Origin of the sequence: Caloramator sp. CAR-1, from assembly GCF_030546345.1 — a bacterium.
In the GTDB taxonomy this organism is placed as follows: domain Bacteria; phylum Bacillota; class Clostridia; order Clostridiales; family Caloramatoraceae; genus Caloramator; species Caloramator australicus.
The window spans coordinates 64,605-84,662 of the sequence record NZ_JAUONW010000037.1 but is presented as its reverse complement, the minus strand read 5'-3'; the positions used below and the strand labels follow the sequence as shown (position 1 = coordinate 84,662).

The 20,058-nt window shown below is 33.3% G+C and carries 27 protein-coding genes; all 27 read right to left on the bottom strand.

Annotation, left to right across the window (positions count from 1 at the left end; translation table 11 throughout):
- Positions 1-2: 2 nt before the first annotated feature.
- The 27 genes from flhF to Q3V94_RS10035 all read right to left on the bottom strand — a co-directional run bounded on the left by flhF (position 3) and on the right by Q3V94_RS10035 (position 20,051).
- Entirely contained in the window at positions 3-1,052 is a 1,050-nt protein-coding gene (flhF, locus tag Q3V94_RS10165) for a flagellar biosynthesis protein FlhF (RefSeq protein ID WP_303527403.1), read from the bottom strand.
- Complete coding sequence (gene flhA / locus Q3V94_RS10160) at positions 1,049-3,097, bottom strand: flagellar biosynthesis protein FlhA (RefSeq protein WP_303527400.1); 2,049 nt, start codon at positions 3,095-3,097, stop codon at positions 1,049-1,051. The genes flhF and flhA overlap by 4 nt, the downstream gene beginning before the upstream one ends.
- A 7-nt stretch (positions 3,098-3,104) precedes the next feature.
- On the bottom strand, positions 3,105-4,925 hold the full coding sequence (flhB, locus tag Q3V94_RS10155) for a flagellar biosynthesis protein FlhB (protein WP_303527398.1): 1,821 nt from the start codon (positions 4,923-4,925) through the stop codon (positions 3,105-3,107).
- Positions 4,926-4,937: 12 nt separating this feature from the next.
- On the bottom strand, positions 4,938-5,207 hold the full coding sequence (gene fliQ / locus Q3V94_RS10150) for a flagellar biosynthesis protein FliQ (RefSeq protein ID WP_274767680.1): 270 nt from the start codon (positions 5,205-5,207) through the stop codon (positions 4,938-4,940).
- A 10-nt stretch (positions 5,208-5,217) separates the two neighbouring features.
- A complete protein-coding gene (fliP, locus tag Q3V94_RS10145; RefSeq protein ID WP_303527395.1) occupies positions 5,218-5,979 on the bottom strand; it encodes a flagellar type III secretion system pore protein FliP in 762 nt (253 codons plus the stop codon).
- Complete coding sequence (locus Q3V94_RS10140; protein ID WP_303527393.1) at positions 5,963-6,301, bottom strand: flagellar biosynthetic protein FliO; 339 nt, start codon at positions 6,299-6,301, stop codon at positions 5,963-5,965. The genes fliP and Q3V94_RS10140 overlap by 17 nt, the downstream gene beginning before the upstream one ends.
- Positions 6,302-6,312: 11 nt before the next feature.
- The gene (gene fliL, locus Q3V94_RS10135; protein ID WP_008907888.1) at positions 6,313-6,744 is read right to left on the bottom strand and encodes a flagellar basal body-associated protein FliL; all 432 of its coding nucleotides are present in this window, start codon (positions 6,742-6,744) and stop codon (positions 6,313-6,315) included.
- Between the two features lies 1 nt (position 6,745).
- Positions 6,746-7,504 (bottom strand): OmpA family protein, encoded by a 759-nt coding sequence (locus Q3V94_RS10130; RefSeq protein ID WP_303527390.1) that lies wholly within the window; start codon positions 7,502-7,504, stop codon positions 6,746-6,748.
- A complete protein-coding gene (locus tag Q3V94_RS10125) occupies positions 7,497-8,321 on the bottom strand; it encodes a motility protein A (RefSeq protein ID WP_303527388.1) in 825 nt (274 codons plus the stop codon). Before Q3V94_RS10125 ends, Q3V94_RS10130 begins: the two co-directional genes overlap by 8 nt.
- Positions 8,318-8,521 (bottom strand): flagellar FlbD family protein, encoded by a 204-nt coding sequence (locus Q3V94_RS10120; RefSeq protein ID WP_008907885.1) that lies wholly within the window; start codon positions 8,519-8,521, stop codon positions 8,318-8,320. The genes Q3V94_RS10125 and Q3V94_RS10120 overlap by 4 nt, the downstream gene beginning before the upstream one ends.
- A 13-nt stretch (positions 8,522-8,534) precedes the next feature.
- Complete coding sequence (locus Q3V94_RS10115; protein WP_303527386.1) at positions 8,535-9,467, bottom strand: flagellar hook-basal body complex protein; 933 nt, start codon at positions 9,465-9,467, stop codon at positions 8,535-8,537.
- 64 nt (positions 9,468-9,531) lie between these two features.
- Positions 9,532-9,882, bottom strand: coding sequence for a TIGR02530 family flagellar biosynthesis protein (locus Q3V94_RS10110; RefSeq protein ID WP_303527384.1), 351 nt, complete (start codon positions 9,880-9,882; stop codon positions 9,532-9,534).
- Positions 9,863-10,282: a flagellar hook capping FlgD N-terminal domain-containing protein gene (locus Q3V94_RS10105; RefSeq protein WP_303527382.1), complete on the bottom strand. Its 420-nt coding sequence runs from the start codon at positions 10,280-10,282 to the stop codon at positions 9,863-9,865. Before Q3V94_RS10105 ends, Q3V94_RS10110 begins: the two co-directional genes overlap by 20 nt.
- A gap of 10 nt (positions 10,283-10,292) precedes the next feature.
- On the bottom strand, positions 10,293-11,585 hold the full coding sequence (locus tag Q3V94_RS10100; protein ID WP_303527379.1) for a flagellar hook-length control protein FliK: 1,293 nt from the start codon (positions 11,583-11,585) through the stop codon (positions 10,293-10,295).
- A 4-nt stretch (positions 11,586-11,589) separates the two neighbouring features.
- A complete protein-coding gene (fliJ, locus tag Q3V94_RS10095) occupies positions 11,590-12,027 on the bottom strand; it encodes a flagellar export protein FliJ (RefSeq protein ID WP_303527377.1) in 438 nt (145 codons plus the stop codon).
- Between the two features lie 11 nt (positions 12,028-12,038).
- A complete protein-coding gene (fliI, locus tag Q3V94_RS10090; protein ID WP_303527376.1) occupies positions 12,039-13,343 on the bottom strand; it encodes a flagellar protein export ATPase FliI in 1,305 nt (434 codons plus the stop codon).
- A gap of 1 nt (position 13,344) precedes the next feature.
- A complete protein-coding gene (locus Q3V94_RS10085) occupies positions 13,345-14,106 on the bottom strand; it encodes a FliH/SctL family protein (RefSeq protein WP_303527375.1) in 762 nt (253 codons plus the stop codon).
- Entirely contained in the window at positions 14,087-15,103 is a 1,017-nt protein-coding gene (gene fliG, locus Q3V94_RS10080; RefSeq protein ID WP_303527374.1) for a flagellar motor switch protein FliG, read from the bottom strand. Before fliG ends, Q3V94_RS10085 begins: the two co-directional genes overlap by 20 nt.
- Positions 15,104-15,108: 5 nt before the next feature.
- Positions 15,109-16,668: a flagellar basal-body MS-ring/collar protein FliF gene (gene fliF, locus Q3V94_RS10075; protein ID WP_303527371.1), complete on the bottom strand. Its 1,560-nt coding sequence runs from the start codon at positions 16,666-16,668 to the stop codon at positions 15,109-15,111.
- A 24-nt stretch (positions 16,669-16,692) separates the two neighbouring features.
- Positions 16,693-16,983, bottom strand: coding sequence for a flagellar hook-basal body complex protein FliE (gene fliE / locus Q3V94_RS10070; RefSeq protein ID WP_303527368.1), 291 nt, complete (start codon positions 16,981-16,983; stop codon positions 16,693-16,695).
- Positions 16,984-16,991: 8 nt separating this feature from the next.
- Complete coding sequence (gene flgC, locus Q3V94_RS10065) at positions 16,992-17,423, bottom strand: flagellar basal body rod protein FlgC (protein ID WP_303527365.1); 432 nt, start codon at positions 17,421-17,423, stop codon at positions 16,992-16,994.
- A 3-nt stretch (positions 17,424-17,426) separates the two neighbouring features.
- Positions 17,427-17,837, bottom strand: a complete 411-nt coding sequence (gene flgB / locus Q3V94_RS10060; protein WP_303527363.1) for a flagellar basal body rod protein FlgB — start codon at positions 17,835-17,837, stop codon at positions 17,427-17,429.
- A 230-nt stretch (positions 17,838-18,067) separates the two neighbouring features.
- A complete protein-coding gene (locus tag Q3V94_RS10055; protein ID WP_303527361.1) occupies positions 18,068-18,532 on the bottom strand; it encodes a hypothetical protein in 465 nt (154 codons plus the stop codon).
- An 8-nt stretch (positions 18,533-18,540) separates the two neighbouring features.
- On the bottom strand, positions 18,541-18,921 hold the full coding sequence (gene fliS, locus Q3V94_RS10050) for a flagellar export chaperone FliS (protein ID WP_303527359.1): 381 nt from the start codon (positions 18,919-18,921) through the stop codon (positions 18,541-18,543).
- A 4-nt stretch (positions 18,922-18,925) separates the two neighbouring features.
- Positions 18,926-19,276 (bottom strand): hypothetical protein, encoded by a 351-nt coding sequence (locus tag Q3V94_RS10045; RefSeq protein WP_303527357.1) that lies wholly within the window; start codon positions 19,274-19,276, stop codon positions 18,926-18,928.
- Positions 19,277-19,287: 11 nt separating this feature from the next.
- Entirely contained in the window at positions 19,288-19,620 is a 333-nt protein-coding gene (locus Q3V94_RS10040; protein ID WP_303527355.1) for a flagellar protein FlaG, read from the bottom strand.
- 122 nt (positions 19,621-19,742) lie between these two features.
- Positions 19,743-20,051 (bottom strand): hypothetical protein, encoded by a 309-nt coding sequence (locus Q3V94_RS10035; protein ID WP_303527354.1) that lies wholly within the window; start codon positions 20,049-20,051, stop codon positions 19,743-19,745.
- Positions 20,052-20,058: the final 7 nt, after the last annotated feature.

Below are 20,058 nucleotides of genomic sequence, written 5' to 3'. Positions count from 1 at the left end.
ATTTATTCCCCCAAAACAAGCTTAATGAGTTTATCAGAGTTGGCTTCTTCAATATCATCTGGAACATTTTGTCCAACAGTAATATAAGAAATTGGTTTTTTGCTGTAATAAGCTGCTGTTAGGATACTACCATAAATATCAGTTTCATCAAGCTTGGTTAAGATGATATTGTTATAATCAAGCATTTTATAATTTTCTATGATAGATTTTATATCCCTTTGTTTTGTTGTTACACTAAGAACAAGGCTTATTTTATCTGGCTTTATTTCTTCGATAAATTTTTTGGTTTCTGCTATTTGCATAGCATTTTTACTACTTCTTCCAGTTGTATCAACTAATATTATATCACATTCCTTCATCTGGTTTAAAACATTTGGAATATCTTTAATAGAATATATTACACCAAAAGGAATATTTAATATTTCCGCATAGGCTTTTAACTGCTCAACGGCTCCAATTCTATAGGTATCTATAGTAATAAGTCCAACTTTTTTGTTCCTATATAAAGAATATAAACTTGCAAGCTTTGCTACAGTTGTCGTTTTTCCAACACCAGTTGGTCCGACAAAAGCCTGAACTCTTGAATCAGTTTTATCATCCTCTTTAAGTAATTCCCTGGTATACTTAATTAGCAATTTTTCTAGATTTTTAGCATTTATTTTACCGTCACCATTTTCTTTTTTAATAGATTCAATTATATTCTCTATAATTTCCTCAGGGACATCATTATTCAATAGATTTTCCTTTATCCTTATTTTTTGTGATTTTTTCGTTCCTTTTGTTTCTTTGTTGTTTTTAACTAAATTCTCTACCATATTTTTTAGTTCTGCTATTTCCTTTTCAATATCACTTGAAACAGCATGTTTTGAACTCTTTTTATCCTTATCATCAGCTGCTGCTGTAACCTCTATTTTTTTAGGCTTAAAAAATCCTAAAAAGCCTTTTTGCCTAATTTTTCTTTGACTAACAATAACGGCATCATTTCCAAGTTCATATCTTATCTTCACCATTGCCTCCTGCATATTATCTACTATATATCTTTTTACAATCATATGCTCACCATCCCTAATGACTCAATCTGAACGTCTGCAGGAATTTCATTCATCGATAAAACGAATAAATTAGGAAATACGAGTTCGGTCATCCTTCTAAAGGCTGGTCTTATTTTAGGAGAACATAAAATTACAGGTTGACCATTATAAAAGTCGCTAATCTCCATCAATCTCTGAACTGCCTCAAATATCCTCCTTGTAGTATCAGGATCCAAGGCTGGATATGATCCTTGGAAAGACTTTTGAATATTATCTGAAATAAGCTGCTCAAGGGACGGATGCAAAGTTAAAAGCCTTATCGTGTTATTTTCATCTACAAGATTTTTGCATATAGTTCTTCCAAGGGAAATCCTTACGTATTCAGTTAAAAGTTCTATGTCCCTTGTGTTTACAGCGTGATCAGCCAATGTTTCAAGTATAGTAACAAGATCCCTAATTGGCACTCTTTCCTTTAAAAGATTTTGAAGAACCTTTTGAACCTCACCTATAGATAAAAGTCCAGGTATCAATTCCTCAACAACTGCACTATAATTTTCCTTTATATTATCAATAATCATTTTAACTTCCTGTCTTCCTAAAAGCTCATGGGCATGTTTTTTAATAATTTCAGTAAGATGAGTTACTAAAACAGTCGTAGGATCCACTACTGTTATTCCTAAAATTTCAGCCTCTTCCTTTCTATTGTCAGGAATCCAAACTGCAGGTAAACCAAAGGTTGGGTCAACAGTTTTGATTCCTTCAATTGGAATTCCATCCCCTAATACATCTATTGCAAGATAATGATTAACTAATATTTCTCCCTTTCCAACGACTGTCCCTTTTATTTTGATAGCATATTCGTTTGTTGCAAGCTGAAGATTATCCCTGATTCTTATAGGCTGAACGATTATTCCCATTTCAAGGGCAAGTTGCCTTCTAACGCCTGCTATTCTATCTAAAAGATCTCCTCCCGATGAAACATCTGCAAGGGGTATTAGTCCATACCCTATCTCTATTTCTAAAGGCTCTACATTAAGATATTGCATAACGTTTTCCGGTTCTCTTTTTTCAGGTTTTATATCTTCAATTTTAGTTTCTAAATTCATCTCACCTTTACTATCTTTTGTTAGGACATATGATGAAAAACCGCAAGCTGCAGATAGCGATAGAAAGAGTAAATTAGGTAATGATGGGATTAACCCTAAAATCGCTAAAATTGCACTGGCAATACCTAAAACCTTAGGGTATGAAGTAAATTGCCCTGCAAGTTCCTTACCAAGGGTTGAATCCCCTGCTGATCTTGTAACAATAATACCTGATGCTGTTGAAATTAAAAGGGCAGGAATCTGACTTACAAGACCATCACCTACGGTTAAAAGAGCATATTTTTTCAACGCATCAAAGGCAGATAAACCTCCAAAAATACTTCCTATTAAAACACCACCGATAATATTAATTAAAACAATAACAACACCAGCTATGGCATCACCTTTAACGAATTTGCTGGCACCATCCATAGCCCCGTAAAAATCTGCCTCTTGCTGTAATTTTTTTCTTCGCTGTTTTGCCTCTTCTTCTGTTATAATGCCTGCGTTTAAGTCTGCATCTATGCTCATTTGTTTTCCTGGCATAGCATCAAGTGTAAATCTTGCTGCAACTTCAGCAACTCTGCCTGCACCATTGGTGATAACTACAAATTGAATAACAACTATGATTATAAAAAGAATGAATCCTACAACGTAATTACCACCAACAACAAAGTTACCAAAGGCTTCAATTATTTGTCCCGCTTGTCCTTGTCCAAGAATTAATCTTGTCGAGGAGATATTAAGTCCTAATCTAAAAAGAGTCGTAATTAGTAGTAGGGTTGGAAAAACAGAAAACTCCAGAACTTCGGTTGTAAACATAGTTAAAAGCAAAATTACTAAACTTATCGACATGTTTAGAGCAAGAAATATGTCAAGAAGCCATGTTGGCAGTGGAATAATTATCATTAAAACTATTAAAATAATTACAAAGGCTATTAAAACATCTATATTTGCCTTTAAATTCTTTTCCTTGAACATCTAGCCATCACATCCCTCTAATACTGTAAACATATGCTATAATTTCAGCAACTGCTTGATAAAGCTCAACTGGAACCGTTTCGTTTATTTCTACTTTATAATATAAAGTTCGTGCCAAAATTTTATTTTCAACTATGGGAACATCGCTTTCCTTTGCAATATCTTTAATTTTTTTTGCGATAAGATCCGCACCCTTTGCAACAACTATTGGTGCAAAATCCTTATTCCTTTCATATTTTATTGCAACAGCAAAATGAGTTGGATTAGTTACGACTACCGTTGCCTTTGGGATCTCATGCATCATTCTCTTCATTGCCATTTCCCTTTGCTTTTGTCTTATTCGAGATTTAATTTGTGGATCCCCTTCAGTTTGTTTTAATTCCTCCTTAACCTCCTGTTTTGTCATCATCAAATCCTTTTTAAGTTGTCTTTTTTGAAATATAAAATCAGCAACTCCAACAATTATTAAAAATACAACTAGTCTTGTCATTTGTTTATCAGTAATACTCTTTACAAAAGGATAAATTCCAAAGGGATTCAAATCGCTGGTCTTTAATATTTCAAATAGGTTGTTTCTCAAATAGCTAAAGGTTAAATACATAATAATTATAATTTTAAGCATTGACTTAATAAGTTCAACAATGGATCTTTTAGAAAACAATCTTTTAAATCCGTTCAATGGATTTAGTTTGTCAAAACCAAACTTCAAATTTTCTGTTGTAAATAAAAAACCAATTTGAAGGATATTGGCTAAAATTCCAAGAACCATTATTGTAAGCAAAAAAGGAAGTGCAACTATTGATGCATTCTTTAAAACATATAAGGCTATAATCTTAACTTGCTGAATACTCATATCTTCCTTTGTTATCAGATTAAATGTCTCTATTAAAAATTTTCTTCCATTCAAATATAAGCTTTGTCCAAACACCAAAAACAAAAACATAACGCCAAGAAGAACAATGGATGAAGTTAAATCGATGCTCTTTGCCACCTGCCCCTTTTTCCTTGCATCCTGCAACTTCTTTGGGCTTGCTTCTTCAGTTTTATCCTCCGATGCCATCAGAACTATAAAAGGCAGAGTGTTAAAAAGTTTTACTAAATCCCCTGATAAACTTTCAAATAGTTTTATATATATATGGGTTAGCCCCGGTAAAATCACAGATACTGCAAATAAGCCGACAAGGGTTTTTACTGGCAAACTTAAAAGAAATATATTTATTTGTGGAACAGCTCTATTTATAAGTCCTAAAGTAAAATCAGTTAGAAAAACCACTATAACAACTGGAGCTGCAAGTTGCATCGCAATATAAAAGCTTTTAGCAAATACATCTAAAATTACAATAAAGATATTGGAATTAATCTTTAAAATTCCTAAGGGAACCACTTCAAAACTTTTTATTATTGCCGATAATAATATATGATGAAAATTTAAAGTTACAAATATAACTATTGCAAACCAGTTAAAAAACCTCTCAAGGGGTGTGGAACTTCCTGAAGTTGATGGGTCAAAGTATTGCGACATTGAAAAACCTACATTAAAATCCATTATTTGTGCTGAAACTCTTATGGCATTAAATATCAAAGTAGATATATACCCTATTGAAACTCCAATAGCTATTTCTCTAAATATAAAAAACACAAGATCAAAATTATTATTTATAAATTGATAGGTTGGAATTTTAATATTTGCTGTAACCAATAAGGATAATATTAAAGAAAGTCCCATCTTAACTATTGTTGGAATTTGCCTTATTGAAAAAATAGGTGATGACATAAGCATTGCAATTATCCTTACTGAAGCTAAAAATAGAATCAAAAATTCATTCATAGAATATACCACCTATTTTACAATTAAAATTATATTGCTAAGCATAGTTTGAATAAATTGAATTAAAGTTTTTAGCATCCAAGAACCTAAAACTAAAAAGACGACAATTACAGTTATTACCTTGGGAACAAAGGTTAATGTTTGTTCCTGTATTTGAGTTGCAGCTTGAAATATGCTGACCAAAAGTCCTACAGCCATTGATGCAATTAAAACAGGTGCTGCAATCATAAGAGCCACCGTCATAGCCTGTTTGCCGATTGCAAGGGCAAAGGATAAACTCATAAGATCACTCCTACATAAAGCTTTGGATTAAAGATTTAACAACTAAATGCCATCCGTCCGCTAAAACAAACAAAAGTATTTTAAAGGGAAGAGAAATAGTAACCGGCGGAAGCATAAACATTCCCATCGACATCAAAATACTTGCCACAACCATATCTATAACAATAAAAGGAACGAAGATCATAAATCCCATCTGAAAGGCTGTCTTAAGTTCACTTATAACAAAGGCAGGAATAAGAATTTTAAAGGGAACATCATATCGGTCCTTTGGCTTTTCAATGTTAGCTGCATTATAAAATAAAGCAAGATCCTTTTCCCTGGTTTGCTTTAACATAAAATCCTTTAATGGCTTACTGCCAATTTCTATAGCCTGCTGCTGTGAAATTTGACCCTTTATATATGGCTGAATAGCTTCATTGTTTATTTTATTATAAACTGGAGCCATGATAAAAAAAGTCATAAATAAAGCAAGTCCAATTAAAACCTGATTAGGTGGAGATTGTTGGGTGGACAATGCATTTCTTATAAACCCAAGAACTACAATTATCCTTGTAAAGCTTGTCATCAGAAGAACTATTGCTGGAATAAATGTTAAAGAAGTCAACAAAATCAATAATTTTATATTATCCACATATTCCTTAGGATTTTTAGCTGAATCTATTGAAATATTAACTTTTGGGATTGGAATGTTTGGTGTTGCAGCAAAGGCTATTCCAATCGTAGCTATGAAAATTAGTAAAACTATTAGAAAAACTCTATTGAACCTTTTCATTCTTCATCTTCCTTCTAATTAGATTAAAATCGAAGCCCTCTAAATTATTTTTGTAAACCTCTAAGTCATCTTGGCTAAGTTCTAATAGTATTTTTACATCATTTTGAGTATTTGAAATTATATAGGGCTTTCCAGCAATTGAAACAACAGACAAAAATGAATTTTGGCTAAGGGGGACCCTCTCATATACTTTAATTAACCTACCACTTCCTAATTTATTTAAATATCTTCCCCCATATTTTGCCGATAAAATGATTAAAAATATAATCATTGGAAGAAATATTACCAGTTTGACGACAGCAAATAAAGTTTCTGAATTCATTATTAAATCACCTACTGTATTATGATATCATAAAAGTAAACATTAGTTATTTGCCCTGATGTTAATTTAGAATTGATTTTACCTATAAGTTCCTTTCTTATATTTTCAAGTTTTATTCCATCAAATTCTGTAGACTTTTTTAATCTAATCGTAGTTATAACTAAATCCCTGATTTGAGGCATTTTGTCTTTAAGTTCCGTTTCAATCTTTGTATCTGTATAGGCTAAAAATATTTTTGCCTTTATATATACCCTAATATCTTCATCAGCAAGATTAACAACAAATTCATCCATTGCCATAGTTTTCTCTGGCTTTGGCTTAGGAGTTGCATTTTGGTTTTTTGTCATAAACATATAACCTAAGAAAACTCCAGCTGCAATTAAAAGAACAAGTAAAATTATGATAATTATCATTAGTTTTGAAACACCTTTATTTTCTGCCATATCAGTTCGCTCCTTTTTGCTTAGTAACAATTAAAATATTAACCCTTCTATTTTTTTGCCTTCCCTCAGGCGTTGCATTAGATGCAATTGGGCGGTATTCCCCAGCACCAACAGCAGTTATCTTTTCCGGCTTAATACCTTGTTTTTCCACTAAGAACCTAACTACTTTGACTGCTCTGTCTGCTGAAAGCTCCCAATTACTTTGATAATATCCTCTATTGATTGGAACATTATCCGTATGCCCCTCTACAACTATTTCATTTTCAAACATCCTCAAAAGCTGAGCAATCTTCGAAAGCAATGGAATGCTTTCAGGTTTTATATCTGCTTTACCTGAGTCGAACAATATTTTTTCTTGAAGTTCTATTACAACTCCCCGTATATCTTCCCTTATCGTAATTTTAGCTTCAAGTTTGTTATTTTTGACAAACTCTTGAACCTTTCTATATATCCTTTCAGTTTCGCCCCTTTGAACATCCAATTCAACCTTTCCCGTTTGTCTTTCCTTATCTTTAGTTTCTATTCCTGGATTTGTGTTAACTGGAACAGGTCCTAAATTACCTCCGCTGGTTATAGTATTAACATTACCTCCAAAGGCTTTAGCAAGTGAAAACACAATTGTTCTAAACTTAATAGTATCCATAGTAGAAAAGGCATAGAGCAAAACGAAAAAGCAAAGAAGCAGCGTCATCATGTCAGCATAGGTTGTAAGCCATTCTCCAGCATTTATTTCACTTTTTTTAAAACGTCTTCTACTCATTTGATACCACCGCACCCTTTTCAACATTTTGTTTTAACATCGCCAATCTTTCTTCGGGTGCTAAATAAGTCTTAAGTTTATCTTCCACTATTCTTGGATTTACACCCGATTGAATCGCTAAAACTCCTTCTATCATCATTTCTCTTCTTCCTATTTCCTCATTGCTTTTATTTTCAAGTTTTGTTGCCAAAGGAGTAAAGAATAGGTTTGCCAACAAAGACCCATAGAAGGAGGTTATCAGGGCCACCGCCATCGATGGCCCAAGAGTTGACTGATCCTGCAAATTCTTTAGCATTTGTATAAGCCCAACCAATGTTCCTATCATACCAAAGGCTGGAGCCAATGCTCCCCATAGTTTAAAAAAGGAAATAACACTTTGGTGTCTTTTCTCCATCTCAGATATTTCAAGTTCCATAATTTCTCTTATAATCTCTGGCTCGATTCCATCTACCACCATTTGTATTCCATTTTTTAAAAATTCATCTTGAATGTTTTGAACTTCATCCTCTAGTGATAATAATCCCTCTTTACGTGCTTTTTTTGATAATTCAACAAATCTTTCTATAAGCTCCGATGCAGGGACTTGTTTATCAACAAAAGCATTTCTGATTGCTGTAGGCACTTTTTTTATAGTTGACATAGGAACTGCTATCATAACCGCAAAAAAGGATCCAAAAACTGTTATAAAAAGAGAGGCAATATCCCAAAAGGTTAAAAGTCCATCCTTTATCGAGGCCTGTCCTGAAATCATACCATATAAAACTACAAAAAACCCTAAAACCAATCCTAGCGCTGTTGATAAGTCACTTTTTTTCATTTTATTACCTCCGGTAGATTCCACATGAATTTTCTTTTAAAGGCAATAATTTTTTCGATTATCTCCTCTGGAGATTCTTTAACTACATATTTTTTTCCGTTTATTGTTGTTATTACTGTATCAGGAGTTATCTCTATTTTTTCAATAAGTTCTGAATTCAAATAAAAAGCAACGTTATTAAAGCCTGTAAGTTTAATCATATGCTACTCCCCATTATCTCTTTAGATTTAAAAGCTCTTGAAGCATTTCATCTGATGTTGTTATTGTCCTTGAATTTGCCTGAAAGGCTCTGCTTGTTACTATCATTTCTGTAAATTGTTCTGCAAGATCAACATTGGACATTTCTAAAAGTCCTTGTCTTACTGTTCCAAATCCTGAGGATGCTGGAAGTCCTATAGAAGGTGCACCTGAATTGGCTGTATTTCTATAAGTATTTCCTCCAAGCTTTTCAAGCCCTGCAGGATTTTGAAAACTTGCAAGGGCAACCTTACCTATAACCACTGTTTTATCGCCATATATACCTTTAATAGTCCCATCCTTATCTATTGAAAAGCTTAAAAGCTTTTGTTTTGTTCCATTTTCATCTAATGCTTCAAAGGGAATTACTATACTTTTAAGTTCTGTAATATTAGGTGAATTTTCTGCACTTATTTCAGGTTCATAGGCTGGTTCGTCTACGTTTACTGTTGGAGGATTTGCTGGATCATAAACATCAGCTAAAAAGGCTGTATTATATGAACCTAAAACATGAAATCCTTCTGAAGTTACAAGGCTTCCATTAGCATCTAAAGTAAAGGCTCCATCCCTTGTAAATCTGTATTCTATTCCATCAGAAATCACAAAGAATCCATTTCCTTCTATTGCAAGGTCAGTTGCCCTTCCTGTTGTCGAAAGAGCACCTTGATTCATGTTTGTATCGATACTTGCTATTGCAACACCAAGGCCTGCCTGCTTTGGATTTGAACCTCCTAAATTTTGTGTTGGAGCTGAAGCATTTTCTAAAGTTTGGCTTAATATATCCTTAAAAGTTACCCTTTGTGCTTTAAAGGCAGTTGTATTTACATTTGCTATATTATTACCAATAACGTCCATCTTTATTTGATTTGACTTCATTCCGCTAACACCAGAATTTAATGATCTTAACATATTACTCCTCCTTTTAATAGTCGCTTCTGTCCTTCCACGACTAGGCCTCCCTTTCGGGTCCAGCCTAAAGTATTATGGCACTATCGATATTGGTAAATACATTTTCCTTTAAATTTTCAGCATCTATAGCAGTTATTACGGTATTATTTTTTATACTTGCAATAAAGGCTATATTATTATAGACAATAAGCCCTTCTTTACCCCCTTTGTCCTTTAGCTTTCTAACAGCACCATTTATTTTTTCTACATCTTCGTTTGTAAGTTGTATGTTTCTTTGTTTTAACCTTTCAATTGCATGACCTGAGAACTTAACTTCCTCACAGGCCTTTTCAAGGATTTTGGAAAACTCAATTGTCTTTTCTATTCTTTTATTAAAATCATTTATACTTATTTGGCTACTTATCCTGTTTATCAATTTTTACATCACCTGCACCTATTACTTGATCAAGTTTATACATTCCACCTTCTGTTTTAATGTAAACTTCATTTGCTTCAACCTTAACTCCATTTACAATTTCTTTTATTACTTTGTCATTGACCATTATTTCAACTTCCTTGCCAATTAGCATAGTTCCCTCTGTAAATCTTTGTGATATTAGCAGCTTTTGAATATTGGCATTCAGATTCTGCATTTGTTCTAATGCAGCAAATTGTGCCATTTGGGCAATGTATTCTGTATTGTCCTTTGCATTTAATGGGTCTTGATTCCTAAGCTGAACAGTTAAAATCTTCAAAAAGGCATCTTTGTCAAGGATATCGCTTTTTTTTGAAACTGTAGCAATATCATTTAAATTGCTAACCTTTGAAACCTCCATATAGTCCTCCTTAGGCATATAGATTTATTCCTTCTAATTCCTCTTCAAAAATTTCTTCTTCAAAGTCAAAATCTAAACTATGTTGTTTATTTTGCCTTGCAAATTCCTTAAAGTTTCTTCCAGCATTTTCATTAAACCCATCGCTGGATAGATAAACCGAAATATTAGATAAATTAACATTATTTTGTCTTAGCTCCTGCTTCATGTTTTCAATATTGTTTTGTAAAACTAGTGCCACTTCCCTCTTTTCTACGATTATATTTCCTTTAATTTCTCCCTTTTCTAAAACAACCCTTACAGTTATTTCACCAAGGTCCTCTGGCTTTAGTTTTACTTTAACTTCTGTTATATCAGGCAGTCTAAGACTTTTAAATTTTTCTACTGTTATATTTACTATTTCTTCTGCCTTAGCTGGTGAAATTATTCTTTGTATCTCGTCCTTTAAATGCTTTGTTGTTAGCTCCCTTATTGGAACGTTCACTTCCTTTACCTGTGGTTCTATAATATCTATGTTTGTTTCTTTTTCATCCATACTTTTTACATCAATTGTTTTAATGTCATGGTCATTTATTTGATTTAAAGTAACAAGATTTCCTTTCGCTTTCTTTTCATTACCTAGATTAACATTTAAAATATTTACATCTTTAATATGATCTAATTTTGAGTTAGCTGTTTTTATTTCATTATCCTTTTCTTCAATTGAAATTGTTTTTTCACAATATTTTTCTTCTTCTGAGTTGAATATTTGTTTTTCATCTTCTAATGCTTCTAATGTTGTTGCATTTATATTTTCTTGTTTCAATAACTCATCAAAATCAGTTATCGTTTCTTTAATTTCATCTTGTGCTATTAAATTAGGTAATTCTTCACTTTCAACTGTCTTTTCTTTATCCATATCAATATTAGTTAAATTAAATTTTTCTTGAAACACAATTTTTTCTTGTGTAGGCTTAAGTTTATCAGTTTGCACCGATATTGATATTTCATTATCCCCAGAAGAAGTATCTTTATTGTAATTTTTATCATTTACATTGAATATTTGATTAAAAATTAGCTGCACATTGGGGCTCAAATTGATAGTTTCATCTGTAATTTGAAGTAATTCTTCCTTTTCATTTTCTTCGATATTTTCACTTAATTTATTGCTTTCCTTAAAGTTTTTACTTTCAATGTTTTTCCCTTGACTTAGTGCTAGATTATTTGCAGCATTATCCAAAACCTTTTCAAAGTCATCGCCTTTTATTGGATTTTTGTCTTTTACTTCTAACTTAGGATCCTTTAACTTTACAGCCTCAACCTTCACATCTTCACCTCCTTTCTCCCCTTAAGTATGAATAAAGAGCATAGTCATCGTTGAGCCTTTGCTCTTTTTTGCTTTGTTCTTCTAAAAATTCTTCATAGGCCTTTTCCTTTAGCTTTTCAATTATGCTTCTATCCTTTGTGGCCTTAATAAGCTCTTGCCTTGCCCTTTCAAGCCTTTCCTTTGCCTGGTTTAATGCTTGAGTTTGCCTTTCTATTCTTTTTTCTAAAAGGTCTAAATATCTATAAAAACCTTGATAATCAAGAATCATTTTAAATTTGGGAGGATTATTTATAGCCTTTTTCCTTTCCTCCGTAAGTTCCTTTAGCCTTTTTTCCTGTTCATAGTAGTTTCTAAGCTCAATTGAAAATTCTTCCTTTTTCTTTTCTTCATAGCTTTCCTTAAATTCCAAAACCTTTTGTAATTTAAAATTAAATTTATCCATTTAATCACCTTCTAACCTATTGAAAGGATTCTTTCATAGGTTGTTTTATAGTCGCTGTATTCATTTATTCCCTGCCTCAAAAAGGCGTTTATTTTATCAATTAGTTGGATGGCTCTATCAATTTTAGGATTAGAACCCCTCTGATAGGCTCCTATATTAATTAAATCTTCTGAATCTTTGTAAACAGCTAATATATCCCTAAGTTCACTAGCCTTTTCCTTTAATTTCTCATCGGCAATCTGTGGCATCAATCTTGATATGCTTGCCAATACATCTATCGCTGGATAATGGTTTTTGCCTGCCAATTTTCTTGATAATACTATATGTCCATCCAAAATACCTCTGACAGCGTCTGCTATAGGCTCATTAAAGTCGTCCCCATCAACAAGAACAGTATAAAAGGCGGTTATGGAACCCTTATCTGAATTTCCTGACCTTTCCATAAGCCTTGGAAGCATTGCAAAGACGGATGGAGTGTAACCTTTTGTAGCCGGCGGTTCCCCGATTGTAAGTCCAACCTCCCTTTGAGCCATTGCAAAACGAGTAACAGAGTCCATCATAAGCATAACCTTAAGCCCTTTATCTCTAAAGTATTCTGCAATTGCAGTTGCAGTAAAGGCACCCTTTAATCTAACTAAAGGAGGCTGATCGGAAGTTGCAACCACCAAAACAGACTTTTTGAGTCCCTCCTCGCCAAGGTCATTTTCTATAAACTCCCTAACTTCCCTTCCTCTTTCACCAATAAGTCCAATGACATTAACATCAGCATCGCTATATCGTGCAATCATACCTAAAAGGGTGCTTTTTCCAACCCCACTTCCTGCAAAAATACCAATTCTTTGTCCAATTCCACAAGTTAAAAATCCGTCAATAGCTCTAATTCCAGTTGACATAACGGTGTCTATTTTTCTTCTTAATAATGGATTTGGAGGATCCCTGTCAAGCTTATATTCCGTTTCATAATCTAAGCTTGATCCGTCCATTGGGTTTCCAAGGCCGTCTAAAACTTGACCAAGCAAAGTTGGACCAACCTTAACATTCAATGTTTTTCCAGTGTTTTCTACCGGACACCCTACTGCAACCCCTGTTATATCTCCAAGGGGCATTAAGAGTAGTCCATTATCCCTAAATCCAACTACCTCTGCAAGAACAAAGTTTCCGCTATTAATAAATATTCTGCAAACTTCCCCAATAAAGGCCTTTAAGCCTTCTACTTCTATGGTTAATCCAACAACCTTTTTAACCTTTCCAGTAAGTTTTATAGTATCTATCTCAGCTACCTTCTTCATTAAAGCTTCAAAACTTAAGCTTAGCATATCAATCATTCCTTAAAAGGTTATTTAATATTTGCTTTATTTGATTTTCAATTTTTGCATCGATGTAACCTGAAGGAGTTTCTGCTACAAGATCCCCCTCTTGAACATCAGGATCAGCAAGCAAAATTAAATCATTATGATTTTCAACAAATATTTCTAGTTCATCTCTTCTACCCTTTAAAAAAGCGTAATCCCTTGGATTTAATTTTAAAATTATCTGGCGCTTATCTAAGGATTTTGAAATCATGCTCCTTGCTATGTTGAAAATAGCCTCCTTATTTACCGTAATTTCTGATTTTATTATCTGCCTTGCAATTTCGATTGAAAGCTTTATAATTTCATCTTCTTTTTCTTTTATATAATTCTTTATTTCTATTTGAACATTTTTAGCATATAAATTTACTTCTTCTTTTATTTTTTGTGCCTCAATCTTTGCCTCATCAATGCCTTTCTGATACCCTTCCTGGTAACCCTTCGTGTATCCTGTGCTATAGCCTTCTTTTTGAGCATCCTCTAATATGGAATTTGCCTTTTCCTTTGCTTTATCTATAATATCTTTTGCTTCCCTTTCTGCCCCTTCAATAAGGCCTCTTGCCCTTTCATGGGCGTTCTCTAATATGGCCATCTTTAATGTTTCTATTGTGTTTTCTTGACTGTTTTCATCTGAATGTAGCTCTATGAGTTTTTCTATAACGGGTGGAGCGATTACTGCATCACCCTTTATTTTGCCATACTTTATAACCTTAGAGTATGATTGCATCATCTCCACCCCTTGATACAATAATCTCACCTGCTTCATCAAGTCTTCTTATAACTGCAACAATCGCCTGCTGTGCCTTTTCAACATCAACAAGCCTTACAGGTCCCATAAATTCCAAATCTTCCTTTAAAGACTGTGCAGCACGCTTTGACATATTGTTGAATATAATGTTTTGAACTTCCTCTGATGCGCCCTTTAGTGCAAGGGCTAAATCCTTTTGGTCAACTTCACGTAATACACGCTGTATTGAAGCATTGTCAAGAGTAACGATATCTTCAAATACAAACATGCTTTCTCTGATCTTTTCTGCAAGTTCTGGTTGTTCTCTGTCAAGTTCATCAAGTATCGATTTTTCTGTTCCTCTATCAACATTATTGATGATATCAACAAGGGTTTGAATACCACCAATTTGCTGAAAATCTGGCCTTATTACATTTGATAGCTTCTTTTCAAGAATTTCTTCTACTTCCTCTATAAACATTGGAGAAGTGTTGTTCATAGTTGCAATTCTTTTTGCAACATCCACCTGAAGATCCTCAGGAAGTCCAGATAATATCTGTGCTGCCTTTTCAGGTTGTAGATAACATAAAATAAGGGCTATAGTTTGTGGATGTTCATTTATAATTACATTAAGAAGCTGCGTTGCATCAGCCTTTCTTGCGATTCCAAAGGGTCTGTATTGCTGAGTTATCTCTGATACCTTTTCTATTATTTCTATAGCCTTTTGGGTTCCTAAGGCCCTACTTAAAAGGGTCTTTGCATATTCAAATCCACCTTCAAGGATATAATCCTTTGCTTTATTCAAATTAACAAATTCCTTTAAAACCTCTTCCTTTACTTCCTTTTTAACCTTAGGCATATTTGCAATTTCAAAGGTTATCTTTTGTATTTCTGATTCTGGAAGTCTTTTTAATATTGGTGCCGAGGCTTCAGGACCAAGGGTTATAAATAGTATTGCTGCTTTTTGAACTCCTGTTAACTTGTTTGAATCCTTAGGCAAAGCTATCACCTCTCATCCTCAGCAAGCCAAGTTTTGATAACTTCTACAACTTGTTCTGGCTTCTTTGATGCATAATTCTTTATTTCCTTTTCAAGATCCATTTCCTCTTCCTCATTTAAAAGAGGTTGATATTCCACTTGAGGTTTAGGTAAAACATCGGAAATAACAACATCCAAATGATGCTGCTGTTCTAATTCTTTTTCTTTTTTCTTCCTTCTACTTGATCTTATAAATGCAATCAGTCCAAAAAGTAAAGCTAAACCTGCTGCACCGATATATGAATACTGCTTTATCTTTTCCTTTTGCTCTAACTGTTTTTGAATCTCCTCAAGATCCTTTTGGGCTTTTTCCTTTGCCTCATAATTAAAAGCTAGAGCCTCTATATTTATTTGGTCGCCCCTTGCCTCATCATATCCTGTTGCTGCAGCCACTATATTTTTTATAGTTTGCTTTTCGGCATCGTTTAAGCTTCCATCGATTATAACTGATACCGAAAGCCTTTTTACCTCACCTGGGGCCTTTATAATCTTTTCCTCAGTTTGTCCAACTTCATAGTTTGTGAGTTCCTCTTCCCTTTGGGTATTGGAGGATTGGCTAGAACTATTTGCTAAGGTATTACTCATATTGTTATCGATTGGGCTTGAGCCAGCACCCGCACCTGATGAGTCATTTGAAGATTCCTTTATCTTATGCTGGCTTCTTATTATAGCATCCTTATCATAGGAAATCGTAGTTATTGACTTTGAGTCAAAATCCATATCAGCATTTATCTTGACTGTAACCTTATCCTTGCCAAAAACTGTTTCCAGCATCGATAGGACATCTTTTTCAAGCTGATTTTCAAACTGCCTTTCTATATCCCTCTGCTTTAGGGCAGAGGAAGTTCCGCTTAAAGTGTCATCGAATAAGTTTTCCGATAATAAATTCATATTGCTATCTATGACCTCAACGTTTTCCTTTGGAAGATCCTTAACACTGCCCGAAACCAAGGCAACTATAGCCTTAACTTTATCCTGTGATAACGTTTTATTATATTTAAGCTTTAATGTTACAGATGCCCTTGCCTTTGATGTGTCCCTTGCAAAAACTGTATCATCAGGCAAAACTAGATGAACCCTTGCCTTTTCCACCTCATCAAAACTCTCAATTGTCCTTGCAAGCTCATCCTGAAGGGCCCTTTGATACATTATTTTGGCCTCTGTATCCGTAACGCCAAATTTGCTTTGGTCAAACAGGCTCCATCCTTGCCCATCGGAGGGTAAATATCCATTTTCTAAAACCGTGAGCCTTAGTTCATCTACTTTGCTTTTTGGAACTAAAATTGAATTCCCCTGAATTTTATATGAAACTTTTTGCTCCTTTAACTTTTCCACTATCGCCTGGGAATCCTGCGGCTGTAAGTTGGAAAATAAGACTTCATATTTTTCTTTTGTAAGATAAACAGCGGATAATATGATTCCGGTAAAAAATAGAGTAATTAAAGATAATACCAAAACCTTTTTTGTTAAATTAAAGGAGGTCCACTTTTCCTTTATTTTCCCTAATAATTCTTTTAATTTATCCATCAAAAGCACTCCTTCAATTGTCTACTATATTTGAATTCGCATTATTTCCTGGTAAGCATCAACAAGTTTATTTCTTATTTGAACTGCAAGTTCTAATGTTAACCTTGCCTCCTCTGTTGATAGCATAACCTGGTGAATATCCTGTGCTTGTCCCGTAATTAAATCTATTGTGGCATTCTCCGCCTCAACTTGCTTTTCATTAACCCTATCAAGGGCCTTTTTTAGATATTCTTCAAAGTTAATATTATTTTTTGAATTATCAGAATTTACTTTTAAAAGACTGCTTGTATCTAGAGTAATTGAATTGATATTCATCTATATCCCTACCTTCCAATTTCAAGAGCCTTCATCATCATTTGCTTTGATGTATTAAACGCTGTTACATTTGCCTCAAAGGCACGGGAGGCAGTTATTAAATCTATCATTTCATTAAGAATATTCACATTTGGCATTGTGACATATCCATCCTTGTCGGCATCGGGATGGTTTGGATCATAAACCCTTCTTAGGGGGCTTGGATCCTTAGAAATTGCAGAAACTTTAACGCCATTTAACTTTTCTGTGAACCTATTATTCCTATCAATTGCCCTTTTTAAATTTTCCTCAAAGGATACAACCTTTCTAATATATGGACCTCCAGTAGAAGTCCTTGTTGTTTCTGCATTGGCGATATTATCCGATATAACCTCCATCCTTAGCCTTTCCGCAGACATTCCGCTGGCACTTATTCTCAAGGGATTAAAAAGATTATTCATACACTACCTTCTCCCTTCGCTGATTATAAAACGTCTCATGGCAATTTTACTATTTGCCTGAGATACAAGGGCATTGTAAAGGATCGCATTAGCTGCTAAGTTTGCCATTTCATTGTCGATATCAACATTGTTACCATCAAGCCTCATCGAGGATGAGTTGTCCTTTTTAAGGTCATAACTTAAATTTTCGATGCTACTTCCATCATTTAAATGCTTCTCGTTTGTAACCTTAAGAGCTAGCCTTTCTCCTTTTAAAACGCCATTTAATTTTTCTTCAAAAACCACTCTAAAGGCCTTATATCCTTTAGTATTTACATTGGCAATATTATGAGCTATTACTCTATCCCTTGCACTTGTCGCATCCAACGATTTTTTAAGCATCATATAACTCAATTCGTCAATATTCTTAAACATACTTCAACATCCCCCAATAAATTCTAATATTAATTTATTACACATAACGACAAGTGTCAACTAAATATTAATATAAATTAACACAATGCGATTTTAATTTACATTTTAATCAAATTAAAATATTCTCTTCATAGTTATATTTTACAAAAAATTGTGATGAATTCAAGATGTTTTTGTTAAATTTTGTTATAAAACATTTTGGCAAAAAATAAAAGCCCTACAATTTAGGGCTATTTTTTGACGTCTATTGTAGATTTTTCTTCTTTCTTTTCCTTTTTATACTGATTCACCAGTTTATCCAAATTCTTCTCCTTAATTATTGCATTATAATCCATAAGCTGTTTATTTAGCTTAGAGATCACTTTATCTTGAAGTCTTTTTGTTTCTTTTATTATGTTTCCAACATCCTCAACTAATTTTTTAAATCTCAAAACGTCTTCCTTTAATTCTATTCTTTCAATTTCTTCTGCCTTAAAATCTGAGATGTTATGTTTTATTATATAGATCTCCTTCAACTGTTCAAGCCTATTTGATAGCTTTGCTATAATCTCAAGATTAAAGGAGATCTCTTGAAGCTCCCTGTTGTATTCTTCTATGTTAATGTTTTCTTCTTGTTCGAATTTTTTTATCGATTCATAAATATTCTTATACCTTTCATATTGCCTTTCTAAATTTTGAATTATTTCACGAAACATAAAAACACCTACTTTTTAAGTCTCCTATATGCCTCTTCGAAGGTTTCCTTAAGCTCTTCGGCAAATCCTAAAACTTCCTCTGCTATTGCCTTGTCCTTTTTAGTATTTGCTTCAACCAATCTTCTATACATATAGTCATATAGGAGCATTAATGATTTTGCTATTTCTCCTCCAACCTCCATATTCAATGTTGCCATAAATTCTAAAATTATGTTTTGAGCCTTTATAAAGTTTTCATGGGCCTTTTTTATATCCTTCTCTTCAATTCCTACGATTGCAAGTCTAATAAATTTAACAAGTCCATCATAGAGCATTAAAAGGAGCTTTTCCTTAGAAGCTGTAAAAATGCTGTTTTGCTGATATGCATTTAGTGCATTTAGGTTATTCATCTAATCACCCTCTTATATCAATTATTTTACCCGTCATTTTATTAAAGGACTCTAAAAGGGATTCTATATCATCAACCTCTGTTTCAATTAAAACCCTTCCCTTTTCATCCTTTAGCTTTATCTTAACCTTGTTTTTCATCACCCTATACTCAAGCTTTATATTATACTTTGCTAAAACACTTGAAAACTCCTCTGCAAATTTTCTTTGTCTTTCCTTATCAAAGTTTTTTTCTTCATTTCCCCTTTTTGTTTCTGCACTTTTTGCCTCATGCACAATTTTATCAACTATCTTTGTTTCAATCTGCCTTATTACAAGGGGGTCTATCTTATCAAGGGTTATAGGATTAATCGGCATAAACCTTCCCCCTATCTTTTTTCATCTATAAAAAGCCCAAATACCTCCATCATACTGGCCACCATATCGAGTATCTTTTTAGGCGGAATTTCCTTTAAAACCTCCCCAGTGTTGTCATTTATGATTTTTATAATAATATCATTTGTTTTCTCATGTATCTCAAACTTAAGATGGGTAGAATCCTTTAAATATTTATTAGCAGTTTCAACTGCCTTTTCAACATCCTTGCTATTATATTTAACCTCATTATTAACTTCATTATTTTGCTTATCAAACTTAATGTTATTTAACTCAACCTGTTTCAAATTTTGAAAATTAACGTTATTTACCCTTTGTATTTCCATCCTTCCCACCCCTTACTTATTCTATTTTATTTATCGGAAAAAGTTTTTTGAGCTTTAGGGATGGATACAAAAAATAAGGAAGCAGCTTATACGCTACTTCCTATTAATAGACATTTTATTCTTTAATGTTTGAAGTTTTCAATTTCTTCTTTAATTTTTCGTATTTCATCTTCATTAAGTCCTGTTGCTTTAATTATCATTGACATATCAGCACCTAAGGATATTAGGTTTTTAGCTACATTTATTGTTCCTTTCCTCATTCCTATTTCTATTCCTTCCATTTTTCCTTCTTCTTTTGCTTCAACTAACCTTGTTTTCTCATCCCTTAACGCAGCCATCTTTGCTTCATATGCCATTCTTGCTCTCTTAGCTTCTTTTATTATTTCAAAAAAACTATCTGTTTGCTTTTTATTTTCATTTTCCTTAGCCATATTTTCA